Annotated in this window: 31 protein-coding genes, 1 tRNA gene and 1 pseudogene; 10 read left to right on the top strand and 23 right to left on the bottom strand. The window is 57.0% G+C overall.

Features of this window, described 5'->3' with window-relative positions:
* Positions 1-95, top strand: a 95-nt coding sequence (locus KGB23_RS18590; protein ID WP_223432111.1) for a transposase domain-containing protein, incomplete at its 5' end; no start/stop codon positions are given.
* 760 nt (positions 96-855) lie between these two features.
* Here KGB23_RS18590 and KGB23_RS18585 read toward each other — a convergent pair.
* The gene (locus KGB23_RS18585; RefSeq protein ID WP_223432108.1) at positions 856-1,137 is read right to left on the bottom strand and encodes an excalibur calcium-binding domain-containing protein; all 282 of its coding nucleotides are present in this window, start codon (positions 1,135-1,137) and stop codon (positions 856-858) included.
* Between the two features lie 111 nt (positions 1,138-1,248).
* Between KGB23_RS18585 and KGB23_RS30245 the strand changes: the two genes are divergently transcribed.
* Both KGB23_RS30245 and KGB23_RS30240 read left to right on the top strand, forming a co-directional pair.
* Positions 1,249-1,965 carry a hypothetical protein gene (locus KGB23_RS30245; protein ID WP_317851623.1) on the top strand — a complete coding sequence of 239 codons (717 nt, stop codon included), beginning with the start codon at positions 1,249-1,251 and terminating at the stop codon, positions 1,963-1,965.
* Positions 1,851-3,015: pseudogene (locus KGB23_RS30240) on the top strand (tyrosine-type recombinase/integrase). The gene KGB23_RS30245 and the pseudogene KGB23_RS30240 overlap by 115 nt, the downstream one beginning before the upstream one ends.
* A gap of 78 nt (positions 3,016-3,093) precedes the next feature.
* Here the strand turns inward: KGB23_RS30240 and KGB23_RS18570 are convergent.
* The 9 genes from KGB23_RS18570 to thrS all read right to left on the bottom strand — a co-directional run bounded on the left by KGB23_RS18570 (position 3,094) and on the right by thrS (position 10,549).
* Positions 3,094-3,170 (bottom strand) — tRNA-Pro (locus KGB23_RS18570).
* Between the two features lie 89 nt (positions 3,171-3,259).
* A complete protein-coding gene (locus tag KGB23_RS18565; RefSeq protein ID WP_003179985.1) occupies positions 3,260-3,616 on the bottom strand; it encodes a MerR family transcriptional regulator in 357 nt (118 codons plus the stop codon).
* The gene (gene ihfA / locus KGB23_RS18560; RefSeq protein WP_002553164.1) at positions 3,597-3,899 is read right to left on the bottom strand and encodes an integration host factor subunit alpha; all 303 of its coding nucleotides are present in this window, start codon (positions 3,897-3,899) and stop codon (positions 3,597-3,599) included. The genes KGB23_RS18565 and ihfA overlap by 20 nt, the downstream gene beginning before the upstream one ends.
* Positions 3,900-3,902: 3 nt before the next feature.
* Entirely contained in the window at positions 3,903-6,284 is a 2,382-nt protein-coding gene (gene pheT / locus KGB23_RS18555) for a phenylalanine--tRNA ligase subunit beta (protein ID WP_223432107.1), read from the bottom strand.
* 26 nt (positions 6,285-6,310) lie between these two features.
* On the bottom strand, positions 6,311-7,327 hold the full coding sequence (gene pheS / locus KGB23_RS18550) for a phenylalanine--tRNA ligase subunit alpha (RefSeq protein ID WP_007905876.1): 1,017 nt from the start codon (positions 7,325-7,327) through the stop codon (positions 6,311-6,313).
* A gap of 109 nt (positions 7,328-7,436) precedes the next feature.
* On the bottom strand, positions 7,437-7,793 hold the full coding sequence (rplT, locus tag KGB23_RS18545) for a 50S ribosomal protein L20 (RefSeq protein ID WP_007905879.1): 357 nt from the start codon (positions 7,791-7,793) through the stop codon (positions 7,437-7,439).
* A 27-nt stretch (positions 7,794-7,820) separates the two neighbouring features.
* Positions 7,821-8,015 (bottom strand): 50S ribosomal protein L35, encoded by a 195-nt coding sequence (rpmI, locus tag KGB23_RS18540; protein WP_008145659.1) that lies wholly within the window; start codon positions 8,013-8,015, stop codon positions 7,821-7,823.
* Positions 8,016-8,075: 60 nt separating this feature from the next.
* A complete protein-coding gene (gene infC, locus KGB23_RS18535; protein WP_169857083.1) occupies positions 8,076-8,627 on the bottom strand; it encodes a translation initiation factor IF-3 in 552 nt (183 codons plus the stop codon).
* Positions 8,627-10,549: a threonine--tRNA ligase gene (thrS, locus tag KGB23_RS18530; RefSeq protein WP_008145656.1), complete on the bottom strand. Its 1,923-nt coding sequence runs from the start codon at positions 10,547-10,549 to the stop codon at positions 8,627-8,629. The genes infC and thrS overlap by 1 nt, the downstream gene beginning before the upstream one ends.
* A gap of 374 nt (positions 10,550-10,923) precedes the next feature.
* Between thrS and KGB23_RS18525 the strand changes: the two genes are divergently transcribed.
* Both KGB23_RS18525 and KGB23_RS18520 read left to right on the top strand, forming a co-directional pair.
* The gene (locus KGB23_RS18525) at positions 10,924-11,226 is read left to right on the top strand and encodes a hypothetical protein (RefSeq protein WP_223432106.1); all 303 of its coding nucleotides are present in this window, start codon (positions 10,924-10,926) and stop codon (positions 11,224-11,226) included.
* A gap of 292 nt (positions 11,227-11,518) precedes the next feature.
* Positions 11,519-11,731 carry a cold-shock protein gene (locus KGB23_RS18520; protein WP_003179963.1) on the top strand — a complete coding sequence of 71 codons (213 nt, stop codon included), beginning with the start codon at positions 11,519-11,521 and terminating at the stop codon, positions 11,729-11,731.
* 72 nt (positions 11,732-11,803) lie between these two features.
* Here the strand turns inward: KGB23_RS18520 and KGB23_RS18515 are convergent, their stop codons facing one another.
* Together KGB23_RS18515 and KGB23_RS18510 are read right to left on the bottom strand one after the other, a co-directional pair.
* Positions 11,804-12,124: an I78 family peptidase inhibitor gene (locus tag KGB23_RS18515; protein ID WP_223432105.1), complete on the bottom strand. Its 321-nt coding sequence runs from the start codon at positions 12,122-12,124 to the stop codon at positions 11,804-11,806.
* A 169-nt stretch (positions 12,125-12,293) separates the two neighbouring features.
* Entirely contained in the window at positions 12,294-12,599 is a 306-nt protein-coding gene (locus KGB23_RS18510; RefSeq protein ID WP_223432104.1) for a hypothetical protein, read from the bottom strand.
* A 132-nt stretch (positions 12,600-12,731) separates the two neighbouring features.
* Between KGB23_RS18510 and KGB23_RS18505 the strand changes: the two genes are divergently transcribed.
* Positions 12,732-12,938 (top strand): hypothetical protein, encoded by a 207-nt coding sequence (locus KGB23_RS18505; protein ID WP_008145651.1) that lies wholly within the window; start codon positions 12,732-12,734, stop codon positions 12,936-12,938.
* Positions 12,939-12,976: 38 nt separating this feature from the next.
* Here KGB23_RS18505 and KGB23_RS18500 read toward each other — a convergent pair whose 3' ends face one another.
* From KGB23_RS18500 to KGB23_RS18465, 8 genes are all read right to left on the bottom strand, one after another.
* Positions 12,977-14,005 (bottom strand): nucleoside hydrolase, encoded by a 1,029-nt coding sequence (locus KGB23_RS18500; RefSeq protein ID WP_223432103.1) that lies wholly within the window; start codon positions 14,003-14,005, stop codon positions 12,977-12,979.
* Between the two features lie 43 nt (positions 14,006-14,048).
* Positions 14,049-14,453, bottom strand: a complete 405-nt coding sequence (rbsD, locus tag KGB23_RS18495) for a D-ribose pyranase (protein WP_223432102.1) — start codon at positions 14,451-14,453, stop codon at positions 14,049-14,051.
* On the bottom strand, positions 14,450-15,367 hold the full coding sequence (gene rbsK, locus KGB23_RS18490) for a ribokinase (protein ID WP_223432101.1): 918 nt from the start codon (positions 15,365-15,367) through the stop codon (positions 14,450-14,452). Before rbsK ends, rbsD begins: the two co-directional genes overlap by 4 nt.
* A gap of 24 nt (positions 15,368-15,391) precedes the next feature.
* The gene (locus tag KGB23_RS18485) at positions 15,392-16,411 is read right to left on the bottom strand and encodes a LacI family DNA-binding transcriptional regulator (protein WP_223432100.1); all 1,020 of its coding nucleotides are present in this window, start codon (positions 16,409-16,411) and stop codon (positions 15,392-15,394) included.
* A 3-nt stretch (positions 16,412-16,414) separates the two neighbouring features.
* Complete coding sequence (locus KGB23_RS18480) at positions 16,415-17,392, bottom strand: ABC transporter permease (protein WP_008145645.1); 978 nt, start codon at positions 17,390-17,392, stop codon at positions 16,415-16,417.
* Positions 17,389-18,942, bottom strand: coding sequence for a sugar ABC transporter ATP-binding protein (locus tag KGB23_RS18475; RefSeq protein ID WP_223432099.1), 1,554 nt, complete (start codon positions 18,940-18,942; stop codon positions 17,389-17,391). The genes KGB23_RS18480 and KGB23_RS18475 overlap by 4 nt, the downstream gene beginning before the upstream one ends.
* A gap of 56 nt (positions 18,943-18,998) precedes the next feature.
* Positions 18,999-19,952, bottom strand: a complete 954-nt coding sequence (locus KGB23_RS18470; RefSeq protein WP_046047711.1) for a sugar ABC transporter substrate-binding protein — start codon at positions 19,950-19,952, stop codon at positions 18,999-19,001.
* Positions 19,953-20,147: 195 nt separating this feature from the next.
* On the bottom strand, positions 20,148-20,609 hold the full coding sequence (locus tag KGB23_RS18465) for a hypothetical protein (protein ID WP_223432098.1): 462 nt from the start codon (positions 20,607-20,609) through the stop codon (positions 20,148-20,150).
* Between the two features lie 349 nt (positions 20,610-20,958).
* Between KGB23_RS18465 and KGB23_RS18460 the strand changes: the two genes are divergently transcribed.
* The 3 genes from KGB23_RS18460 to KGB23_RS18450 all read left to right on the top strand — a co-directional run bounded on the left by KGB23_RS18460 (position 20,959) and on the right by KGB23_RS18450 (position 23,200).
* The gene (locus KGB23_RS18460) at positions 20,959-22,047 is read left to right on the top strand and encodes an asparaginase (protein WP_223432097.1); all 1,089 of its coding nucleotides are present in this window, start codon (positions 20,959-20,961) and stop codon (positions 22,045-22,047) included.
* A 168-nt stretch (positions 22,048-22,215) separates the two neighbouring features.
* Positions 22,216-22,506, top strand: coding sequence for a DUF1654 domain-containing protein (locus KGB23_RS18455; RefSeq protein WP_223432096.1), 291 nt, complete (start codon positions 22,216-22,218; stop codon positions 22,504-22,506).
* Positions 22,507-22,510: 4 nt separating this feature from the next.
* Positions 22,511-23,200, top strand: coding sequence for an endonuclease (locus tag KGB23_RS18450; RefSeq protein WP_223432095.1), 690 nt, complete (start codon positions 22,511-22,513; stop codon positions 23,198-23,200).
* Between the two features lie 56 nt (positions 23,201-23,256).
* On the opposite strand, the gene KGB23_RS18445 is transcribed toward KGB23_RS18450, so the two are convergent.
* Both KGB23_RS18445 and KGB23_RS18440 read right to left on the bottom strand, forming a co-directional pair.
* Positions 23,257-23,526 carry a siderophore-interacting protein gene (locus KGB23_RS18445; protein WP_223432094.1) on the bottom strand — a complete coding sequence of 90 codons (270 nt, stop codon included), beginning with the start codon at positions 23,524-23,526 and terminating at the stop codon, positions 23,257-23,259.
* Between the two features lie 99 nt (positions 23,527-23,625).
* Entirely contained in the window at positions 23,626-23,991 is a 366-nt protein-coding gene (locus KGB23_RS18440) for an SPOR domain-containing protein (RefSeq protein WP_046047716.1), read from the bottom strand.
* Between the two features lie 250 nt (positions 23,992-24,241).
* Here KGB23_RS18440 and csrA point away from each other — a divergent pair, with 250 nt between their 5' ends.
* Positions 24,242-24,436 (top strand): carbon storage regulator CsrA, encoded by a 195-nt coding sequence (csrA, locus tag KGB23_RS18435; protein ID WP_007938114.1) that lies wholly within the window; start codon positions 24,242-24,244, stop codon positions 24,434-24,436.
* Between the two features lie 180 nt (positions 24,437-24,616).
* Here csrA and KGB23_RS18430 read toward each other — a convergent pair whose 3' ends face one another.
* Positions 24,617-25,072 carry a DUF2214 family protein gene (locus tag KGB23_RS18430; RefSeq protein ID WP_150658865.1) on the bottom strand — a complete coding sequence of 152 codons (456 nt, stop codon included), beginning with the start codon at positions 25,070-25,072 and terminating at the stop codon, positions 24,617-24,619.
* Between the last annotated feature and the right edge of the window lie 141 nt (positions 25,073-25,213).

The raw sequence follows: 25,213 nt of genomic DNA, 5'->3' as shown, positions 1-25,213 counted from the left end.
CATATGCCTATCTCAAAGATGTGCTGACGCGGCTGCCAACGCAGCGTGCCAGTGAGATTGATCAACTGCTGCCGCATCAGTGGGTGCCGGCCTGAGTCACGCAAGGTGACTTCGGCGGACGCTTACGAATCTTATCCCTCACGGGCTTTTTGCTGCGAGGCGGAGTTGTTCGAGGAAAGCTGTTTCACCAAGGCGCACTTGCCTTTGGACCTGCCATTCACGAGGCGTACCTCTTGGAAAGTGCGGTTGCTTCCAGTCCGCGAATCATTCTTTCAAAGGAACTGGCTAAAGAATGGGTAGAGGACGGGGTTGAAGGGGAAGTCACCTGGCGGTCCTCCGGGGGCGGCTACCGATTCTTCAATTTCCTCCCGCCTTTTTGGGGGAATCCATTTTTCTACAACAATAAGGATTTGTGGAAGACGCGATTAAACCCAGTTCGGGATTTGATAATTTCCAAAGCGCGCGACCGGAATTGTCCCGAGGCTATATTCGCGAAGTACGAATGGCTTGCAGGATATTTTGACGCGGTATGCGCAGAAAACCCTGCCTGCGGTGTCGATATGGTTTTGCTAGAGGCAGCAAGTCTCAGGTGGGGACGTTGAAACACAAGCCGCGAGCCTGAGACCTCCCGGAGTATGTCGGCAGGTCACGGCAAGAATAAGCCCACCCTGACCAGTTGCGGCCACTCAGCATTTCTCTAAAACAGCTGGCAGGGCGAACTACTGAACCTTGTTCGAGCGGGACTTCCTCGTATATCAGCTAATCCCTGATACCCACCATCAGCGTCCCCGCCGAATTCATCCGACTGCCAACCAAAACCTTACAACTCACAGCCTGCCGGTGAACGGCCAATAGTCATCGGCACCACTGCGTCTCACAGGGTATTCCGTCGTTGTCGCCGTCCATTTCCATTCCTGGACAATTTTGCAGAAACGTTTTGGCCTCCGCGCACGAGGTCATCTGCGAGCAATATTTACGCCCATCGCATTTGACTGGAGCCGAAACAGGCTTCGGCGCGGCCACGACCGCAGGGGTTCCTTTGGGATTCGATTGCTGATCCTCAGCCCAGGACTGTAACTCCGGGGAAAACTTCCAAGCGAACAGACCAACAACAAGCACAACCAAAATCAGCTTCATTTTGATCCATCCATGATGAGAGACCGTTTGCACACTCACGTTGCCTGCTTTCCAGCGTAACCCACTAATCCACATACAGCCTGCCGGTGAACGGCGGGCGAGGAGTTCTGCATGCCTGAAATCAAGTGCGAATACGGGCACACCCTGCGAATCGGCACCGACGAATGGGTCAATCAACTATCACTGGACCAGCTTCGTTACGCTCGCCAGCAGATGGCCGAGAAGATCGATCAGGCCGAGCAAGGCCCGCGCCGGACAGTCTGGTTAGTAGATGACGGCATCAGTGTTGCTGGCTTCTATCGCGAGGAAGCTTTCACCGATGCCGCCGACCATCTGCTCAGGATCTACAAGGACGTGTTTGTGAGAGAGGCGAAGGACTTCGGCCGCCAAGCGCGGCATGGAGCACTTATGTCTGCAGAACTGGCGCGGGCGCCCTCCCGGCCCCGGCGCGAAAGCATCCTTCCCCGCTTCATCCGTGCCGGCGCTGCACCCATCTATTTGGGTATGTGCCGCGTCGAGTTCGACAAAACAGTCCGCCCCTATGTCAGCGAGTTCCCGATCGGCGAGCGCGGTGTTGGCTTCGACCGGGAAGAGCTCGACGACTGGGCCACCGCATATGTCGCAGCAAAGGCAATTGATAAACATGGCGCTTCGGAGCAACGATCGCCCCGCAGCGAGCGCCAGAAAGGAGATAAATCATGGCGCGAAAATCGATCACAGGCCTCTCCGAGAGGAAAGGTATCTGGCATATCGACAAGAAAATCAACGGAGAACGACTTTACGAAAGCACTGGAACTGGTGACCGGGAAGAAGCGGAGCGCTACCTGATCTACCGGCTGGAGCAGATCAGGCAACAGAAGGTGTACGGCGTAAAGAAGGTCAGGATCTGGCGGGAGGCGGCGACTCGCTTCCTGCTGGAGTTCAAAGACCAGCCTTCAATCAAGCTCTCGGCGCACCACCTATCCCAGCTGGACCCGTTCATAGGCGATATGCCGCTGACCCACATCGATGATCAGGCCTTAGTGCCGTTCATCAAGGACAGGTTGGCGGCCAAGAAGCTTGAGGGCGGCAAGGTGAAGAAAGGCGTCAGCAACAGGACGGTGAATATCTCGATCGAGCGTGTGGTTCGGGTTTTGTCGTTGTGTGCCAGGAAGTGGCGAGATGATGAGCGCAGGCCATGGCTGGATAGCGTGCCAATGCTCACGAAGCTGGAAGAGAAGAAGTCGAGCCGCAAGCCGTATCCGATGTCATGGCCGGAGCAGTCGATTCTTTTCGGGGGAGTTGCCGGCCCACCTGCAAACGATGGCGTTGTTCAAAGTGAACACCGGCACCCGGGAACAGGAGGTTTGCAAACTTCGATGGGATTGGGAGATTTCGGTGCCAGAGCTCGGGACCAGCGTTTTCCTGATTCCAGCTGATTTTGGCGGCAGACACGAACGGTCTGGAGTGAAGAACGGTGATGAGCGACTGGTCGTGCTCAACAGCGTGGCCAAGTCGATCATCGAGCAGCAGCGCGGCATCAGTAAGGAATGGGTTTTTCCTTACAACGGTACTGCGATGCATCGAATGAATGACTCGGCCTGGAAGAAGGCGCGGGTGAGAGCGGCGAAACTCTGGCAGGAGGAAAACCTTCGCCCCGCTCACCCAGGTTATGCATCCATAAGGATCCATGACCTCAAACACACATTTGGCCGTCGGCTGCGCGCAGCAGGCGTAACCGAGGAAGACCGCAAGGCTCTTCTGGGCCACAAGAATGGCAGCATCACCAGTCACTACTCGGGCGCGGAGCTCGGGCATCTGATTGAAGCTGCGAACATGGTATCAGCAACCGATTCGCGCGGACCGATCCTGACAATCTTAAAGAGGAAGCAGGCGTGAAAATCGAGAAGTCACGCAAAAGTCACGCACATGAAAAAGGCCAATGCTGTGAACATTGGCCTAAGACATTGAATTATATGGTCGGGACGGAGTGATTCGAACACTCGACCCCTAGCACCCCATGCTAGTGCGCTACCGGACTGCGCTACGCCCCGACTAGGCGTTAAATCCGTTCCTCTTCTCGAAGAACGCTCAAGAATATATCGCAAGCTTTTGAAAACTGGAAGTATTTAAAAGCAGGAATTTATTTCTTGAGTACCACCAGAACATCCTCCAGCTCGGCGATCATCTGGCGGATCATTTGCTTGTATTGGGTCGTGTCATCTTTGGCTTCATCGCCGGACAAACGCAGCCGTGCGCCGCCGATGGTGAACCCCTGATCGTAAAGAAGCGCGCGGATCTGCCGGATCATCAGCACATCTTGTCGCTGATAATACCGGCGGTTTCCGCGGCGTTTGACGGGGTTGAGTTGAGGAAACTCCTGCTCCCAGTAACGCAGCACGTGTGGTTTTACCGCACACAGCTCGCTGACTTCACCAATGGTGAAGTAGCGTTTGCCTGGGATGACGGGTAGCTCGTCGTTATGACTTGGTTCCAGCATAAGCCTCAACTCGGGCCTTCAACTTCTGCCCTGGACGAAAGGTGACCACACGGCGAGCCGTGATCGGGATTTCTTCACCCGTTTTCGGATTGCGGCCAGGCCGCTGGCGTTTGTCCCGAAGGTCGAAATTGCCGAAACCGGACAATTTGACTTGTTCGTTGTCTTCAAGAGCGTGCCTGATTTCTTCAAAAAACAGTTCGACCAATTCCTTGGCTTCCCGTTTATTCAGGCCCAGCTCTTCATACAGACGTTCCGCCATCTCAGCTTTCGTCAGAGCCCCCATACGTCACTTCCTTAACGTGGCGTTCAACCTTTGTTCGAGCGAGGTGAGGATGTTTTGCGTCGTGGTATTCACCTCATCGTCATTAAGAGTGCGCGATGGATGCTGCCAGGTCAAGCCGACTGCAAGGCTTTTTCTATCAGGATCAATGCCTTTACCCTGATAGACGTCAAATAGCCTTAGGTCTGTCAGCCATTCGCCTGCATTTTCACGAATTACGTCCAGTACGGCACTGGCCGCAACGTCCGTGGCCGCAATCAATGCCAGATCACGACGCACTTCAGGAAAGCGCGATAACTCCTGGAATTTAGGCATTTTACCCAATGCCACTTCGGCCAGAACCAGCTCGAAAACGAAGACCGGACGGTCGAGACCGAGGGTTTTCGACAATTCAGGGTGAATAGCGCCGACGAAACCGACCAAGCGACCTTCACGTTCGATGCGCGCGGTTTGACCCGGGTGCAACGCAGGGTGTTTGCCCGGTACGAAAGTGAACGAATCCAGTGCACCGGCGAAGCCCAGCACCGCTTCCACGTCGGCTTTGACGTCGAAGAAGTCCACCACATCGCGACCTTGTGCCCAGCCTTCCGGCAGACGGCTACCGCAAACAACGCCCGCCAGCATCGGCTCTTGCTTCAGGCCCTCCAGCTGACCGACGAAACGCAGACCGCTTTCGAACAGACGGACGCGGTCCTGTTGACGGTTCAGGTTGTGCTGAAGCGCCTTGACCAAACCTGGCCACAGGGACGAGCGCATGGCCGCCATGTCGTTCGAGATCGGGTTGGCCAGCAGCAGCGGCTCGACACCCGGATTAAACAACTCAAACTGTTTCGGATCGATGAAGCTGTAGGTGATCGCTTCCTGATAGCCACGGGCTACCAGCAGACGGCGCAGCTCAGGCAGATCGCTACGCGCTTCAGCCTTGGCCTGCGGCGCCAGACGAGCTTGCGGGTAGCGAACCGGCAAACGGTTGTAACCATACAGACGAGCCAGTTCTTCGATCAGATCGACTTCCAGGCTGATGTCGAAGCGATGGCTTGGAACTTCAACGCGCCACTGCCCTGCCCCATCGGCAGAAATCTTCAGACCCAAGCCGCTGAGCAGTTGCTCGACTTCGGCCGAATCCATTTCCATACCCAGCATCTGAGTGATGCGTTGCGCACGCAGAGTAACTGGCGCAATCGACGGCAGGTGCTGCTCGCTGACGGTTTCGATGATCGGACCAGCTTCGCCGCCAGTGATTTCCAGCAGCAGACCGGTAGCGCGTTCCATCGCCTCACGGGCCAACTGCCAGTCCACGCCACGCTCGTAACGGTGCGAGGCATCGGTGTGCAGGCCATAGGAACGGGCCTTGCCAGCGACAGCAATCTGATCGAAAAACGCGCTTTCCAGGAACACGTCGCGAGTGGTCGCGGTGTTGACGCCGCTGTGCTCGCCACCCATGACGCCGGCGATGGCCAGGGCGCGGGTGTGGTCGGCAATCACCAGCGTATCGCTACGCAGGCTGACTTCCTGACCGTCGAGCAGTACCAGCTTCTCGCCTTCTTCAGCCATGCGCACGCGGATGCCGCCATTGATTTCGGCGAGATCGAACGCATGCAGCGGTTGACCCAGCTCCAGCATCACGTAGTTGGTGATGTCGACAGCAGCGTCGATGCTGCGCACGTCGCCACGACGCAGACGCTCTACCATCCACAGCGGCGTTGGCTTGGACAGGTCGACGTTACGGATCACACGACCCAGGTAACGCGGGCAAGCGGCTGGCGCCAGCACTTCGATCGAGCGCACTTCGTCATGCACGGCTGGCACGACAGCAACCACCGGGCGGGTGACTTCAGCAGCGTACAACGCACCGACTTCACGGGCCAGACCGGCCAGGGACAGGCAGTCGCCGCGGTTTGGGGTCAGGTCGACCTCGATGCTGGCGTCGTCCAGGCTCAGGTATTCACGAATGTCCTGACCGACTGGCGCATCGGCCGGCAATTCCATCAGACCATCGTTGCCTTCACCAATTTGCAGCTCGGCTTGCGAGCACAGCATGCCGTTGGACTCAACGCCACGCAGCTTGGCTTTCTTGATCTTGAAATCGCCTGGAAGTTCGGCACCGATCATGGCGAACGGGATCTTCAAGCCCGGGCGCACGTTTGGCGCACCGCAAACGACCTGGAAGGTCTCCGACCCACTGCTGACCTGGCAAACGCGCAACTTGTCAGCGTCCGGGTGCTGTTCGGTGCTCAGCACCTCGCCCACCACCACACCGGTGAATTCGCCGGCGGCCAGCGTAACGCTATCGACCTCAAGACCGGCCATCGACAGACGAGCAACCAGCTCGTCACGACTTACCTGCGGGCTTACCCAGCCACGCAGCCATTGTTCACTGAATTTCATCCTGCTCTCCTAAGAATTCGTTACGACTAGCGAAATTGCGCGAGGAACCGCAAGTCGTTGTCGAAGAACAGACGCAAGTCGTTCACGCCGTAACGCAGCATGGCCAGACGCTCAACACCCATGCCGAAGGCAAAGCCCGAAAACTCTTCCGGATCGATCCCGGACATGCGCAGCACATTCGGGTGAACCATGCCGCAGCCCATCACTTCCAGCCAGCCAGTCTGCTTGCAGACACGACAGCCTTTACCGCTGCACATCACGCATTCCATGTCGACTTCAGCGGACGGCTCGGTGAACGGGAAATACGAAGGGCGGAAACGCACGGCCAGTTCTTTTTCGAAGAACACGCGCAGGAACTCTTCGATGGTGCCTTTCAGGTCGGCGAAGTTGATATCGCGGTCGACCAGCAGGCCTTCGACCTGGTGGAACATCGGGGAGTGAGTGATATCGGAGTCGCTACGGTACACACGGCCTGGGCAGACGATGCGGATCGGCGGCTGTTTCGATTCCATGGTGCGGACCTGTACCGGCGAGGTATGAGTGCGCAGCAACATGTTGGCATTGAAATAGAAGGTGTCATGCATCGACCGGGCCGGGTGATGGCCTGGGATGTTGAGTGCTTCGAAGTTGTGATAGTCGTCTTCGACCTCAGGGCCTTCGGCAATGCCGTAGCCGATGTGAGTGAAGAACTGCTCGATACGTTCCAGAGTGCGAGTAACCGGATGCAGACCACCCGAGGTCTGGCCACGGCCAGGCAGGGTCACGTCAATGGACTCGGCGGACAGTTTGGCGGCCAGGTCGGCCTCTTCAAACAGTGCCTTGCGCGCATTGAGAACCTCTGTGACACGCTCCTTGGCAACGTTGATCAGGGCGCCGACTTGCGGACGCTCTTCTGCCGGCAAATTCCCCAGGGTCTTCATCACCTGAGTCAATTCGCCCTTTTTGCCAAGGTAGTGAACCCGGATTTGCTCCAGGGCATTGATATCTTCAGCGCTTTGCACAGCCTCTAGAGCTTGAGAGACGAGCGCATCCAGGTTTTCCATGTACAGACTCCAGATACAAAATAGGGGAAGAGCTTGAAGGCTCTTCCCCTATTTATGACGTTTAACACCTGACCCCACAGAGGTGAGGCCGGGTGACTGTCGGGGGTACTTAAGCCAAGGTGGCTTTAGCTTTCTCGACAATCGCAGCAAACGCCGCTTTTTCGTTCACTGCCAGATCAGCCAGAACCTTACGGTCGATCTCGATGGACGCTTTTTTCAGGCCGGCGATGAAACGGCTGTAGGACAGACCGTTGATACGTGCACCAGCGTTGATACGAGCGATCCACAGAGCGCGGAACTGACGTTTTTTCTGACGACGGTCACGGTAGGCATATTGGCCTGCCTTGATTACCGCTTGCTTGGCAACACGGAATACGCGCGAGCGAGCGCCGTAGTAGCCTTTAGCAAGTTTCAGAATTTTTTTGTGACGTTTACGGGCAATGACGCCACGCTTTACACGAGCCATGAGTTACTTCCTCTATTCTTGACTAAATTAACGAAGGCGCAGCATGCGCTCGACTTTTGCCACGTCACACGGTGCCAGCAAGCTGCTACCGCGCAGTTGACGCTTACGCTTGGTCGACATTTTAGTCAGGATGTGGCTCTTGAAAGCGTGCTTGTGCTTGATACCGTTAGCAGTTTTCAGAAACCGCTTAGCAGCACCACTTTTAGTTTTCATTTTTGGCATGTTCGGATACTCCGCATTCAGTTGATAAACATAATCAGAAGGCCTGCCGTGCCCTATTGATTACTTCTTCTTTTTCGGGGCGATGACCATGATCAGTTGGCGTCCTTCCATCTTAGGATGCTGTTCGACCGAACCGTACTCGAGCAAGTCACCTTCAACTCGCTTGAGGAGTTCCATCCCCAGCTCCTGGTGGGCCATCTCACGGCCGCGGAATCGCAAGGATACCTTGGCCCTGTCCCCATCACTCAGGAAACGTACCAGGTTGCGCAGTTTTACCTGGTAATCCCCTTCCTCCGTCCCTGGACGAAACTTGATTTCTTTAACCTGAATCTGCTTCTGGTTTTTCTTGGCCGCGGCAATCTGCTTCTTCTTTTCGAAGATCGATTTGCCGTAGTCCATCAGTTTGCAAACAGGGGGTACTGCATCGGCGGAAATTTCCACCAGATCCAGTTTGGCCTCTTCAGCCTTAAGAAGCGCGTCTTCAATTGACACAATCCCAAGCTGTTCACCTTCAGCCCCAATTAACCGAACCTCGCGTGCCGAGATATTCTCGTTGATCGGGGCCTTCGGTGCAGCTCGTTTATCTTGTCTCATTTCACGCTTAATAGTAATTACTCCGAATCTGGGCGACCACGCCGGGAAACCGCTTGAGCGAGGAACTCGGCGAACTGGGCGACGGGCATCGAGCCCAGGTCAGCACCTTCACGAGTACGCACAGCGACAGTCTGCATCTCGACTTCCCGATCTCCGATAACCAAGAGATAAGGAACCTTGAGCAAAGTATGCTCGCGGATTTTAAAGCCGATCTTTTCATTTCTCAAGTCAGACTTGGCACGAAATCCGCTTTCGTTGAGAGTTTTTTCAACCTCGGCGGCGAAATCTGCCTGTTTATCAGTGATATTCATGATCACTGCCTGGGTCGGAGCCAGCCACGCGGGAAATGCACCCTCGTAGTGCTCGATCAGGATTCCGACGAAACGTTCGAAGGAGCCAAGGATCGCCCGATGCAACATCACCGGGTGCTTGCGACTGTTGTCTTCAGAGACGTATTCGGCTCCCAGACGGACAGGCAGGTTAAAATCGAGCTGAAGGGTACCACACTGCCAGACGCGGCCAAGGCAATCTTTCAGCGAGAACTCGATCTTCGGACCGTAGAACGCACCCTCGCCCGGCTGCAAATCGTACGGCAGGCCAGCGCTATCAAGGGCTGCAGCCAGGGCCGCTTCGGCGCGATCCCACAGCTCGTCGGAACCGACGCGTTTTTCCGGACGAGTGGACAGCTTCATCTCGACATCTTTGAAGCCGAAGTCGGCATAAACGTCCATGGTCAGCTTGATGAACGCAGCGGATTCGGCCTGCATCTGCTCTTCAGTACAGAAGATGTGGGCGTCGTCCTGAGTGAACGCACGCACACGCATGATGCCGTGCAGCGCACCCGATGGCTCGTTACGGTGGCAAGCACCGAATTCGGCCAGACGCATCGGTAACTCGCGGTAGCTTTTCAGGCCCTGATTGAACACTTGCACGTGGCAAGGGCAGTTCATCGGCTTGATGGCGTAGTCGCGGTTTTCCGACTGAGTGGTGAACATGTTGTCGGCGTAGTTGGCCCAGTGCCCGGACTTCTCCCACAGACTGCGGTCAACGACCTGCGGAGTTTTGATCTCCAGGTAACCGTTGTCGCGCTGAACCTTGCGCATGTATTGCTCGAGCACCTGGTACAGAGTCCAGCCGTTCGGGTGCCAGAACACCATGCCTGGCGACTCTTCCTGGGTGTGGAACAGGCCCAGACGCTTGCCGATCTTGCGATGATCGCGCTTTTCAGCTTCTTCGATGCGCTGGATGTAAGCCGCCAGCTGCTTTTTGTCTGCCCATGCGGTGCCGTAAACGCGCTGCAATTGCTCGTTCTTGGCATCGCCACGCCAATAGGCGCCGGACAACTTGGTCAGCTTGAAGGATTTCAGGAAGCGCGTGTTCGGCACGTGCGGACCGCGGCACATGTCGACGTATTCTTCGTGATAGTACAGGCCCATGGCCTGCTCGTTCGGCATGTCTTCGACCAGGCGCAGTTTGTAGTCTTCGCCGCGGGCCTTGAACACTTCGATCACTTCGGCGCGCGGAGTGACTTTCTTGATCACGTCGTAATCTTTTTCGATCAGCTGCTGCATGCGCTGTTCGATGGCGGCCAGGTCGTCCGGGGTGAAAGGACGTTCGAAGGCGATGTCGTAATAGAAGCCTTCGTCGATGACCGGACCGATGACCATCTTGGCCGTCGGGTACAGCTGCTTGACCGCATGGCCAACCAGATGGGCGCAAGAGTGGCGAATGATCTCCAGCCCCTCTTCATCCTTTGGCGTAATGATTTGCAGCGTAGCGTCGCTGCCGATGATGTCGCTGGCGTCGACCAGCTTGCCATCGACCTTGCCGGCCACGGTGGCTTTGGCCAGACCTGCACCAATTGATGCGGCGACCTCGGCTACGGATACCGGGTGATCGAATGAACGTTGACTGCCGTCGGGAAGAGTAATAGTTGGCATGGCGCCTCCTCTCCTAGTGGTGACCCCTACCAAAGGTCACGTGGGTTGGGATGAGCCAGTACAAGATCCGATCCAGGCCATTCAATGACGAACGCCTGCCTTACAGCGGCAGGAGCCTTGCGGCCAACCGGAAAACCGAACCAGAGTGACTGGGATTCAAATCAGGGTTATTCGCACATTTGCCGCTGCCGGGACTGAAGGTCATCCGGAGCCTGCAAACGCCCGAGCCAGGCATGCTAGCACAGATGAACGGTCGTCGATGCACCGAGGCTTTGTCTTGGGGCAAATCGGGCAATTTTATGCCAGAGTGCTGAACTAGAACCCCGTTTCACCCCTCAGATAACAAGACATTGACCCACAAGGAGCATCCCAGCATGCGTCTGAATCGTTTGTTCGCAGTAGTCGCCCCCATCGTCCTGTTGCTGCCATTGGCCGCCCATGCCGATTGGCCAAAGGGCGAGCGCGAGAAATACATGGCTCAGTGCACACAAGCGGCCACTCCGCAGATCGGTGCTGCAGCGGCGAAGTCTCACTGCGCTTGCGGTGCTGATGCGATCAAATCGTATCCGGCCAGCGACATCCAGTCCCTGATGGACAACACCGCCAGTGATGCCCTGAAACAAAAAGCACTGACCCAAATCTCGTCGTGCAAAGCCGATAACAAAGCGAAAAAATAAGCCCGGCAGAGCGCTTTTAGCGCCTGCAACGACAGTAAAAAGCCTCTGAAAACCGCTTTTTCGTACAATTTATGCAGGTTTTACAGGTTTTTTTATTGTCTTTACTTTTGGCTGAAAGCCTTTTAAAACGGGGCTTGCAGCCAAACAAAGCAGCAAACAAAACGCGACTGCAGGGCAAACAGCACGTCCGGGGGGCTCCCAAAGCGAACATTTCGACTATGATACCCCGGTGTGCCCAGTTGGCCTGAGCAGCACAGCACTACTGAAAATATATGTTTCTTGGAGATACACCATGTCTAATCGCCAAACCGGCACCGTTAAATGGTTCAACGATGAAAAAGGCTTCGGCTTCATCACTCCTCAAGGTGGCGGTGACGACCTGTTCGTACACTTCAAAGCTATCGAAAGCGACGGTTTCAAAAGCCTGAAAGAAGGCCAGACCGTTTCCTTCGTGGCTGAGAAAGGCCAAAAGGGTATGCAAGCTGCACAAGTTCGCCCAGAGTAAGTTTCTGGCGCACTAAAAAAACCCCGTCCATGTGACGGGGTTTTTTATGGGCGAAACAAAAGCCTGAAGCGATCAGCCGCAGTTGACGCGAGTGACAACCCGATTGGCATCGGTATTCAGGTTCAGGCGATCGGAGCGGTATTCCAGGGTCACCATGTCGGTGGGCAAGAGGAACCGTGCATTTTGTGCGCCTGCGCGATTACGCGCCTGCTCCAGCAGTTCAGGCGAAGCCTTTTTGCCAATAGTGAATTCGGCAGCCTTTGCCTCACAACGGCTGTGACCCGTATCAGTCGTCGTGACAGGGTCTGTTGTCGACTCGGTGGAGGTAGTGCTGCAACCGGCCAGCATGGCAACGGCCAACAAAGTACCTAATGACGCGAGCTTCCAAGGCATGAAGCCTCCTTTTTTCAATAGTTAAGCTGAGATCGTGCGACCGCCAATCTGGCGTTTGGTTTCACAGGAAGTACTAGCCCCCCCCTGCCCTCTATTCGGACACGCGGCGAGTTTGCCTGAGCATCGCCCTGCCGTTTACCACTCAATCGTGACTGAATATGAATAGCGTTCAATAGACGTCAATGTAGTCGAACGGCGGATTCGGCCAGTTCTCTTTCAGCGCATTGATAATCTGCATGACCCAGACCTCGTCACTGGCCGCGACCAATCCTACATAACCGGAACCCTTGGCCCACGTCTCCAGACGAAACAACAGCCCGCTGATATCAGTGCCACCCACAACGCCTGACGAAATGTAGGCGATGCCGCCCTTGGTGACTCGCAATTGAGTGTGCTCATCGTCGCTGGCAGAAGCCAGCAGCTGACGCACCGCCTCAAGGGTCAAGCCGTCAGGAGTGTTCAAATCGATCTGCACAGCACAGTCCTTGAAAATTCGTCAAAGACCAAGTGTCGCATAGCCCTCCCCTCATGCCTAAGTCGGAGTGCCAAAAGCCGCGCAAAATGGTTAACTCGACACTCAGACTTTCCCGACTTCACGAGCGCCATCATGACCACCGTAAGTATCGACGCCGACATCAAAGCCAAGTGGCCACAGGGCCACAGCTCTTACAGCCCGGGCAGCCCGGAAGAGTTGGCAATCATTGGTATTGATCTATTGGTCAAGGAACTGGGGACGCAAGCCGCCCAGATATTCATCGCACAGATATTCGAGAAGTACCCTACCGACTATATCGGCCTGATAGATAGCGAGTGAAAGCAAAACCCGCAGGCTGGCACCTGCGGGTCTATGGCTTACTTCAGACGAGCCAGGCGCTCGGTCAGCAGGTCAAAGAAGCCCTGGGCGTCGCCGCTTTCTACCCAGAAAGCGTTCTTCGGCGCTTTCAGGCCGTCATACCAGTCGACGATGGTTTGGCCGAACGTCGGGCCTTCGCGACTATCAACGACTACGTTGACTGAACGACCGGTGAACAATTCAGGTTTGAGCAGATAGGCGATGACAGTTGCGTCATGCACAGGGCCACCCGGAATACCGTAGTGCTCCATGTCGCCTTTGACGTATTCATTGAGAATATCGCCCACCAGCTTGCTGGCATTGTTGTTGATCGCTGCGATCTGCTTCAGGCGCGCTTCGCTGGTGAGGATCTTGTGGGTCACGTCCAGCGGCAGATAGGTCAGCTTCACGCCGCTTTTCAATACCACTTCCGCAGCCTGCGGGTCGGCGAACAGATTGAACTCGGCCACCGGGGTGATGTTGCCGCCATTGAAGTGCGCCCCACCCATGATCACCACCTCCTTGATCCCCTGAACGATCTCAGGCTCCTGGATCAGCGCCAGTGCCAGGTTGGTTTGCGGACCGAGCATGGCGATGGTGATGCTGTGGGGCTTGGCGGCTTTCAAGGTGTCGATCAGGTAGTTGACCGCATTGCCCTGGGCCAGGCCTTTTTTCGGCTCATGTACGGTGACACCCGACAGTCCTTCCTTGCCATGGATGTTCTCGGCATAGATCGGCATGCGCATCAGCGGCTTCGGAGCGCCCGCGTAGACCGGCACCTCCTCGCGCCCTGCCCACTCGCGGGCTAGCCGCGCATTACGCGAAGTCTTGTCCAGACGCACATTGCCGGCGACGGTGGTCAGCGCACGAATGTTCAGCTCTCCTGGCGACGCCAGGGCAAACAGCAAGGCAACCACGTCGTCGGCACCCGGATCGGTGTCGATGATCAAGTCGATCTTTTCCGCCGCCTGGGCGCTTGTTGCGGTAATCAGGGACAAAAGCAGCAGACTCCGGAGCAGGTGGTGCAGTTTCTGAGCATAGCGGTGCATAGCGCACTCCTTGTGCATGGGACAGCAGAAAGACAACAGCGAGTTAGAACGTAACCCCTGCCACCAGCACGACGTTGCAGTACGGCTGACATTCGCCTGTACGAACAATCGCCCGTGCCTGTCGGCTGAGGACTTTGAATTGGTCATGACTGAGCAGCTCACGATGACCCAGCACACCTTCGGCATTCAGCTCATCGAGCGTCGCCAACGCCGAAGGTTTTTTATCCAGGATCTCCTGGGCCAATACATGGCTCTCGACCTGCATTTCGCTGAGCACAACCTTCAACGTGCTGACGAAATCCGGGATACCGTGGGTCAGGGCCAGGTCGATCAGCTCAACGCCTGGTGGCACCGGTAGACCTGCGTCGCCGATCACCACCTTGTCGCCATGGCCCAGGGATGCGATCAGCCGCGACAGCGCGACGTTGAGCAAAGGTGTCTTTTTCATGGTGCTTTAAAGGCCTGTACGTCGGACAAGGTGGGAATCGAGGGTTGTGCGCCAGCGCGGGTCACCGACAGCGCCGCGGCGACCTGGCCGAAACGGATCGCGTCGGCTTCGCTTTTGCCGGCCGCCAGCGCGGCGGCGAAACCACCGACGAAGGTGTCGCCAGCCGCCGTGGTATCGACAGCTTTCACCTTCGACGCAGGGAAATGCTCGAAGCCTTTGCCGTTGGCAAACACCGAACCTTGAGCACCGAGGGTGATGATGACCTTGCCGGCGCCCAAGGAGATCAACCGGGATGCAGCGGTTTCGGCAGAGGCCAGAGAATCCACTGGCAAACCACTCAGCGCCGAGGCCTCGCTTTCGTTGGGAATCAGATAATCGATGGACGCGTACCAGTCCGCCGGCAGTGGCCGGCTGGCCGGCGCCGGATTGAGGATCACGGTCTTGCCCAATTCACGGCCACGCTTGAGCGCATGACCGACAGTGGCATCCGGCACTTCCAGCTGACAGATGATCACGTCTGCGGCCTGTAATACTGCATCGAAGCGGTCGATCACCGCAGGCGTCAGCGCACCGTTGGCACCGGCAACGATCACGATTGCGTTCTGGCTGTTGTCATCGACCACGATTAACGCTACGCCGCTGGAGTCGTCGACGGTGCTGACCGCCTGGCAATCGATCTGCTCGGCCAACAGCGCCCCCCGCAGTTCTTCGCCGTAGGCATCACTGCCCACACAACCGACCATCGACACCTGCGCCCCCAGCCTCGCCGCGGCGACTGCCTGATTCGCGCCCTTGCCACCAGAAACCGTGGCAAACGACTCGCCGATCAGCGTTTCACCGCCACGGGGCAGCCGTGGCGCCCGGGTGACCAGGTCCATGTTCAGGCTGCCTATAACCACTACTTTTGCTGGCATACATTGCTACTCATCAATTCTGTTTCAACGGAACTGGGCGAACACGCCGGCCAGCGGCGCAGTCGACTCCCGCAAGACAATACTGGGCGTCACGATCCGTTGATCAGTGGCCATATCCGGCGTGGCGATTCGTCTTAAAAGCACTTCGGCCGCCATCTCGCCGAGTTGCAAGATCGATTGCCCCACGGTAGTCAGCGCCGGGTACACATAGCGGCTCATCTGAATATCGTCGAAGCCGATCACCGACAGCTCCGTCGGCACACGAATATTGCGCTCGGCCGCCGCTCGCAGCACACCGATACCAATCATGTCGTTACCGGCGAAGATCGCGCTCGGCGGGTTCTTTTCCAGCAGTATCGCGGCGGCGTTGTAACCGCCGGTGCTGGTGAAGTCGCTTTCCAGCATGCGCTCGCGGGACACTTCGACACCCGCCTCTTTCAGGGCACGGCAATAACCGGCCAGACGCATCTGCGCCACGCTGGTACTCGCCGGCCCGCCAATGGTGGCAATGTCTCGATGCCCCAATTCCAGAAGGTGGCGGGTCGCCAGATAAGCGCCGTATTCGTGATCGATTCGCACCAGATCGGCATTCACACCTTCCAGTCCACGGTCAACGATCACCATCGGCGTACGCACACCTGCCAGGCCCTCCGCCAGCCCCGCGTCGCCTCCGGCCGAAGCAACGATCAGCCCGTCGATGCGCTTTTCCAGCAGTACGCGCAGGTAACTGCGTTGCTTTTCCGGGTTGTCATCGGAGTTACAGAGAATCACGCAGTAGCCATTACGCTCGCAGTAATCCTCGATACCGCGCGCCAGTTCGGCGAAGTACGGGTTGAGGCTGTTGGGCACCAGCAGACCGATGGTCGCCGTGGTTTTGGCTTTGAGGGACCGGGCCACGGCACTGGGCACGTAGTCGAGGGTTTTGATTGCTGCCTCGACCTTGACCCGCACCTCTTCGCTCACCGGCCGGGTCTTGTTCACGACGTGGGAAACCGTGGTGTAGGAAATTCCCGCGAGCGCTGCCACATCCTTGATTGTTGCCATGACTCAGGTCCGCCGGCTTGCGCGCTGACTGCGATAAGTATCAAGCACCACCGCCACCACGATCACTGCGCCGGTGATGATGCGTTTGGTGGGTTCAGTGGCGCCGATCTGCGCGAGACCGGCCGCCAATACGGAAATGATCAGAACCCCGAAGAACGTACTGATGACCGAACCGCGACCACCCATCAGGCTGGTGCCGCCGATCACGACCGCGGCGATCACTTGCAGCTCCAGCCCGGAGCCGGCATTCGGATCCGCCGCTTCCAGGCGAGAAATCTGAAACAGCGCTGCGATGCCGGCCAGCAGCCCCATCAGACTGAATACCAGGATCTTGTAGGGCTTCGGATTGATCCCTGCCAGACGCACCGCCTCTTCGTTGGTGCCGATGCCGATCAGGTAACGACCGAACACGGTACGCGTCAGCACGGCCTGGGCAATGAAGATGATCAGCAAGGCAATGATGAACGACGGCGAGATGCCGAAGGCAATCGGGTTGGACAACCAGGCAAAAGCGTCGCCGATGTAGGCCGTGCGCGATCCGGTCATCTGATACGCCACGCCGCGGGCCATTTCCAGCACGCCGAGGGACACGATGAACGACGGAATCCGCCAGGCCACCGTGATCGAACCGGTGATGGTGCCGGCCAGTGCTGCCGCCGCCATTCCGAGTAGCGCCGCAGGCAACACGCTCCAGCCCCAACCGAGAATCGCCACGCTGACCGTTGACGCCGCGAGCGCGAGCACCGAACCCACCGACAGGTCGATGCCGCCGATGATCAACACGAACGTCATGCCGACCGCCAGCACCATCAAGTCCGGAATCTGGTTGGCCAGGGTGCTGAAGGTGTCGTAGGAAAGGAAATGGCTGCTCAGAACCGAGAACAGCGCGACCATTGCCAGCAAGGCACCGGCCAGCCCCAGATAGGTACCGAGGCCGTAGAAGTTGCCACTACGTTTGCCGGCAGTCACTGCAGTATTCATGCGAGATCCCTAGGCGCTGCTTCATTGAGCAACGCATCACGTTTTTGGTAGCCGGCGAACGCGGCGGCAAGCAAATCATCCTGAGTCCAGCTGTCACGCTCAAAGGTGTCGATCAGACGTCCTGCCGAGAGCACGCCGATGCGGTCGCAGATCAACATCAGTTCACGCAGATCGCTGGACACCACCACGAGCGCTTTGCCTTGACGGGTCAGCTCACCGAGCAAGGTATAGATGTCAAACTTGGCGCCGACGTCGATGCCACGCGTCGGCTCGTCGAACAGCATCACCGAGCAATCACGCTCAAGCCACCGGCCGATCACGACTTTCTGCTGGTTGCCGCCGGACAATTCCGACACAAGTTGCGTCGGGCTGGAGCTGCGGATGCGCATGGCGTCGATCTGCCGCTGGGCCAGCGCCATCTCGTCACCATTGTTAACGAAGCCACCGCTGGAAATCACCGGCATATTGCCCAAGGCAATATTCGCGCTGATCGATTGGGTCAGCAGCAGGCCTTCGCCCTTGCGGTCTTCGGTGATCAGGGCGATGCCATGACCGACCGCGTCAGCCGGTGACCGGATACTGACAACCTGTGCTGGCGAACCGAGTGCAACCGTGCCGCTGTCCGCTGTATCAGCACCAAAGATCAAGCGCAGCAACTCGGTGCGCCCTGCCCCGATCAAGCCGGAAATTCCGTAGATCTCTCCGGCACGCACCTCGAAGGACACGTCGCGAACCTTGTCGGAACGGTTCAGCCCTTTGACCGTCAAGGCTGGAGCGCCGATCTTGCGCGGGCCCATGTCGATGTGTTCGCCGAGTTCACGGCCGACCATCAGCGTCACCAATTGCTCGCTGTTGTAATTGGCCATCGGCTCGACGCAAACCAGGTTGCCATCGCGCAGTACCGCAATACGCTGGGCGACCCGCGCCAGTTCTTCGAGTCGGTGCGAGATATAGATGATCGACACGCCGCGAGCCTGCAGACGAGTGATCTGCTCGAACAGCATCTCGACTTCACGGTTCGTCAACATTGCGGTCGGTTCGTCGAGGATCAGCACGTGGCAATCGCCGATCAGGTTGCGGGCGATCTCCACCATTTGCTGGTGACCGATGCCCAATTCGCCCACCAGCGTGTCCGGGTCAATCGCGTCGAGGCCGACCTGGGCCATGGCTTCGATCGCTGCCTTGCGCAATTGCCGGCGACTGATCCAGCCGCCTTTGCTGGGCAGGTTGTCGAGAAACAGGTTTTCCGCCACCGACAGGGTCGGCAACAGATTGAGTTCTTGCATCACCATGCGGATGCCGAGGTCTTCCGCCTGGGTGCGGCTTGCGGGGCGGTAATCCTGCCCCTGGAATTGCATGTGGCCGGTGGTCGGTGTGACCAGCCCGCCGATAATCTTCGACAGCGTGCTTTTTCCCGCGCCGTTTTCGCCGGTCAGCGCCAGCACTTCACCGCGCATCAGCGTCAGGTCGATGCCGGTCAGGACCGGTTGGGCGTAGGTCTTACCGATACCGCTGACCGAGAGGACAGCGTTCGGGGCAGAAACTGACATAAAAACTCTCCATGCGCTCGCCCGGACGGGCGAGCACCGTTGTGTCGCCAGAAGGACTACTTGGTGACCAGCTCTACCGGAGTTTCGATCACGCCATTGGTGCCGCTGTCGACTTTCTCACCCTTGATGATCTTCAGCGCAGTCTCGATGCCAAACACGGCTTGCCTGGCTGCAAACTGGTCAGCGGTGGCCAGAACGCGACCATCCTTGAGCATTGGCTTGATGGCGTTGATGTTGTCGTAACCGACCACTTGCACCTTGCCGGCCTTGCCCGCTGCGCGCACGGCGGATACTGCGCCGACGGCCATGCTGTCGTTGCCCGCCAGCAGGGCTTTGACTTGCGGGTATTCGCTGAGGATCGAGGCAGCAACCTTGTTGCCTTTGTCGATTTCCCAGTCACCGGACTGCAAAGAGACGACCTTGATCTGCGCCGCTTCCATCGCATCCTTGAAGCCTGCGGTTCTTTGCTGTGCGTTGGTGGTGGTTGAAACGCCTTCGATGATGCCGACTTCGTCTCCGGCCTTCAGTTGCTTGGCCAGGTACTCGCCCACCAGACGCGCGCCTTTGCGGTTATCCGGGCCTACGAACGGCACGGTGATGTTTTTGCTTTTGACCACAGCCGGGTCCAGCTGGTTGTCGATGTTGATCACGGTGATACCGGCATCGATGGCTTTCTTGATCACAGGAACCATGGCCTTGGAGTCAGCCGGTGCGATGACCAGCGCATTGACCTTGGCCAGAATCATTTGCTCGACGATGCGTGTCTGGCCAGCCGTGTCGGTTTCGTCTTTGATGCCGTTGGAGATCAGCTCGAAATCGCCGGAGTGGTCTTTCTGATAGGCCTTGGCGCCGTCTTCCATGGTCAGGAAGAATTCATTGGCCAGGGATTTCATGACCAGCGCGACTTTGGGTTTTTCAGTCTCGGCGAAGGCCGAAGAGACGGGTAACGCGACGGATGCGGCAGCCAGCATAGCGACAGCGAGAAGACGTCCAGCGAATGGCAGCTTCATGGGTTCACTCCGATCTTATGATTATTGTGAGCAACGCTTGCGCTGGCGCAGGCTTCATTGCGCTCGCTGATGGAAACCACCGGGAGCACCGCGCAAACGTTTGCGGAGACCGAACTATGCGAACCCTGCCGACATTTGTCAACGAGCAGAAACGACCATTTATTTGAACTGGCTGGCAAAAGCCGGGCATTCACGTCATGCCGTGGTGTTGACCACCGTTCCGGTGCTGGAACCCTTGGCCAGTTCCTTGACCAGAGCCGCGGACACTTCCAGCAACGCACCATTGGTGTCGGCAATCTGTCCTTGAACTGCCATGACCACAGTGGCCTTGGCTTCCGGTGTCGGATAAGACGCCGCCTGAGCTGCGGCCAATTGTTGCTGTTGCTCGCGCAGTTGCTGTTGTAGCTCTTGCATGCGTTTGAGCAGGACTTTCACCGCCACACTCTGGTTGCTCTCGTCTGGGGTTTCGGTCTGCGCGCCCGCGCTTTTATCCAATCCCAAAGGACCAGTCTTGACTTGGTTGCCGTCGCCTTCTTTCGTGCCCAGCGTCTTATCGGCAGCCTCTGCGGTGGCGTCGTTCAACGCTTGGATCGTAGCGGCGGACTTACCACCAATGGTGACGCCTGCTGCGTTTGGGATACCAATGGATAACGACATGTGAACTCCTGAGTAGAAAGATCCTTTAAAGGAACATCGACCGAAGCGCGGGTTTCTTTAGCACTGATTCGCAATCTCGCAAGGCGATTTGCTCTACAGAGGTTGTAGTACTTTTCGGAGAGCCGAACACAAACGCTCAACGCGTTCGGAAACCCGGACAACAGACTGTGTAACCATTCTGGCCACTCAAATAAATACTGATATAAATCATCAGGTTAAAAGTTTTCCTCATTCAAAGTATGACTGGTACAGATCCTGCTCATCTCATTCACCCCAAGCGTTCAGATCCGCCTGGGGCGCATCTAGATGAACCTGCATCAGCACCGTCTCACTACTAGAGAGAAAAATAATGACATCTGCTTTCAAGACCTTCGTTCCGGGCGCTTTGGCCCTCTTGCTGCTCCTGCCTACTGCCCTTCAGGCAAAAGAAGTCGAAACCCAACAGAAACTGGCGAACGTGGTGATCCTGGCCACCGGCGGCACCATTGCCGGCGCGGGCGCCAGCACTGCTAACAGCGCTACCTATCAAGCGGCAAAAGTCGGCATCGAACAATTGATCGCCGGGGTTCCGGAACTCAGCCAACTGGCTAACGTTCGTGGCGAACAGGTCATGCAGATCGCGTCCGAAAGCATCACCAACGACAACCTGCTGCAACTGGGTCGTCGCGTGGCTGAACTGGCCGACAGCAAAGACGTCGACGGCATCGTCATCACCCACGGCACCGACACCCTGGAAGAAACCGCCTACTTCCTGAACCTGGTGGAAAAAACCGACAAGCCAATCATCGTTGTCGGCTCCATGCGCCCAGGCACCGCCATGTCGGCCGATGGCATGCTGAACCTGTACAACGCAGTGGCCGTGGCCAGCAGCAAAGAGGCACGCGGCAAAGGCGTACTGGTGACCATGAACGATGAAATCCAGTCGGGTCGCGACGTCAGCAAAATGATCAACATCAAGACCGAGGCGTTCAAAAGTGCCTGGGGCCCACTGGGCATGGTGGTCGAGGGCAAATCCTACTGGTTCCGTCTGCCGGCCAAGCGTCACACCATGGACTCGGAATTCGACATCAAAACCATCAAGAGCCTGCCTGACGTCGAAATCGCCTATTCCTACGGTAACGTCAGCGATACTGCCTACAAAGCGTTGGCTCAATCTGGCGCCAAAGCCATCATTCACGCCGGCACCGGCAATGGCTCGGTCTCGTCCCGCGTAGTCCCATCGCTGCAAGCCCTGCGCAAGGACGGCGTGCAAATCATTCGCTCGTCCCACGTCAACGCCGGCGGTTTCGTACTGCGTAACGCCGAACAGCCAGACGACAAGTACGACTGGGTTGTGGCGAACGACCTGAACCCGCAAAAAGCCCGCATCCTGGCCATGGTCGCACTGACCAAGACCAACGACAGCAAAGAGCTGCAACGGATGTTCTGGGAATACTGATTCACCCGCGCCCGACCGGTTCCGGTCGGGCACTGCTTTCACCACTCGCCAACCCAGGCGAGTGGCTCACACCCCGTCCGATATTTCGATAAAAATTTTCCCTTCGTCCTACACCAAACGGAAAAATTGCTGTCAGAGGATTTTCTTGAATTTTAAGCAGTTGCGAAAATGCTTACAGTTAAATACTGTATGCACGTACAGCTTAATAAGGATAATTCCGTGGCCAACACCTCTGCCTCTCCTGACTCCTATGAACGCATGGGTATGCGCGTTCAAAAAATCATCAATTCCCCCACCTCCCAAAAAGCCAAAGCAGCCTTGATCTTCCGTCTACCGGACGAACCCGTGGATGAGTGGGAACAATTGCTCGAAGAAATCGACGAGAACGACAACGTCACCCTCGCCTATCGCGACGATGGCGGCGTGCAGATTTTTTGGGTTGTGCCGAAGGAAGATTGATTCAATGAGTGTCCGCTGGTTTGCTTTGCTGTTTTTGTTCATCACCCTCGGCGCCCAGGCTGGCGCCCCACGCACTTTCAACGAAGCCAAGAAAGTTGCCTGGAAGCTCTACGCACCGCAATCCACAGAGTTCTATTGCGGGTGCAAATACACCGGCAATAAGGTCAACCTCGCAGCCTGCGGTTATGTACCGCGCAAAAACGCCAAGCGCGCTTCGCGCATCGAGTGGGAGCACATTGTCCCGGCCTGGCAGATCGGCCATCAGCGTCAGTGCTGGCAAGAAGGCGGGCGCAAGAACTGCACGCGTTACGATCCGACCTACCAGAAGGCCGAAGCCGACCTGCACAACCTGGTACCAAGCATTGGTGAAGTGAATGGCGATCGCAGCAACTTCAGTTTCGGCTGGTTGCCGGTGCAGTCGGGCCAATATGGCTCGTGCCTGACCCAGGTCGACTTCAAGGCGAAGAAGGTCATGCCCCGCCCGTCCATACGCGGCATGATCGCCCGAACGTATTTCTACATGAGCAAGCAGTATGGTTTGCGCCTGTCGAAACAGGATCGACAGCTCTACGAGGCCTGGAACAAAACCTATCCGGTAGAGGCCTGGGAGCGACAGCGCAACCAAAGCGTGGCGTGCGTCATGGGACGCGGCAACGAGTTTGTCGGCCCGGTCGACATGAAAGTCTGCGGTTAAGCGCTCGCTGAAAATATAAAGGCCTCGGGTTTGATACCCGAGGCCTTTGTTCGTTTCTAACCGCCCGCTTTGTTGTAACGCCAGTAGCCCATCAGGTTGAGTGACTCCTTGGCAATGCCGCATTCCTTGAGCAAGTATTTGCGCACACTCCTGGCAGACGAACCGTCCACAGCCGGAAAGACCAGCTTCACGCGCTGATCCGGTGCCCAGGTCGCCATTTCGGCAACCATCGGACCGGCCAGAGTGACGCGCATCAAATGAGGACCCAGCGTCTTTTTGCGCCGCAGGACTGCGTCGAATATTTTGTAAGGGGTGACGGAGGCCATGGGGAACTCCTACTGGGAATCGACAGTGACTACGTCTAGAAACCAGTCAATGTGGATCCCCTTTAAGGCGCTCCGTCGAAATCCCCCTGGAAAAGACTGTTATCGGGTCACGGGATGGTCGACAACCAGCAATTCGATGTTCTGTTTCTTCGCCCGGGTGAGCGCCGCGCGCACTTCTGTCTGTTTGGCCTCGGCCTCGGCTTTCGAACTGAATGGCCCGAGCAGAATCCGGGTCTTTCCATTTTCCTTGACGATATTGGAAACGAAACTGTGCTCAATCAGCCAGCCGCTCAAATCGCTGACTGCCTGAGGTGTTTCGCCTCGAACTTCGAGATCCCATTGTGGCGCGGATACCACCGAAGGTGCAGCCGCCGCTGCCGATTGCGGCTTTTGCGCCTCAACACTCTTGCCCTCACCGCATCCCGCCAGCGCCAATACCGCGATTACCAAGACCATTTTGCGCACAACGCTTCCCTCAGAATGCTTAAAGCGGCGATTTTAGCATCCATGAATACTTCCCGAGTGCCGCAAAATGGGCTCAAAACAACGAGAATGATGGTTGCGGCCTCTGTATAGTTACGCCTTGGGAATTAATGCAGCATCTGCGCGTCAGAAAGAGGCACCCAAAACGTGAGACTTCGCACTAATCTATACATACCACCGACCTCTGCACTGTCCGAATCAGGTGCCCTACAAAGCAATCAAGGAGAAGACCATGCTGATACTCACCCGCAAAGTCGGTGAAAGCATAAATATTGGTGATGACATTACGATCACCATTCTGGGCGTTAGCGGCCAGCAAGTCAGAATTGGCATCAATGCCCCGAAAGACGTTGCGGTTCATCGCGAAGAAATCTATCAGCGCATTCAGGCTGGCCTCACCGCTCCAGACAAACCACAGACTCCCTGAATCCTGTTGCAGGCAGTAGCCAGCCCGTTCGTTAAAGCGCAATGGCTGGCTAAAGATTCATGCTCGGCATTTTGCTGAGCACTCGCCTCCTCCCCCCATTACGTGAAGTCGATGCTACCGGCTTCGGCCACGCCGTGGCTGTCAGATTATTCGCTTTAACCCCGACGAATCACGCCGTTATTAGCCGAAGGTCACACCGCGCGCCATGCCGGTGGCTGCAATCACCATCAACATCAACAACAGCGCTTCGATATGGCTGATGCGTGCAAACAGCCTGGCTCGGCCCTGGTCAATCGAAGCGCCCCTGCCCAAGGCGATCCGCCACTTGATCAAGGTGATCATGGGTGCCACTTCAAGCAGCAGAATGATCACGAACAGCGTCATCTTCAGATGGAACAACGGCTGATGAAGGTAATAGTCGGTGCCTTTTTCGTACCCACCGAAGGCCCGCATCAAACCTGTGATCAGCAAAATACCCGCACAGATGCCCCATACGTTATCGGCAACCAGCACGCTGCGAACCTGCGCCGTACCGACGACCAGGCGGCTTAACGCCGTCCCTCGGGTGAGCACCGCCCAGAGGCCCAAGGCAACTGCCAAGAGGTGGATCGCCGCAAGAAACCAGTGAAACAGCATAGGGATGCTCCTGACAGGGAGAAGGAAATGGGCTTGTCAGTAGTAGTCCAAAACCTGGAAATCTGCCTGCAAGGCACCCACAGGCTGAGGGCGATTTTTTCGAAGCATGCCTGCTCAGGGCGACATGACTGGCGAACAGCC

This window comes from Pseudomonas sp. GL-B-26, from assembly GCF_019947405.1.
GTDB lineage: Bacteria > Pseudomonadota > Gammaproteobacteria > Pseudomonadales > Pseudomonadaceae > Aquipseudomonas.
Note: the sequence above shows the minus strand (reverse complement) of the source record. Positions and strands in the feature narration are given on the sequence as shown.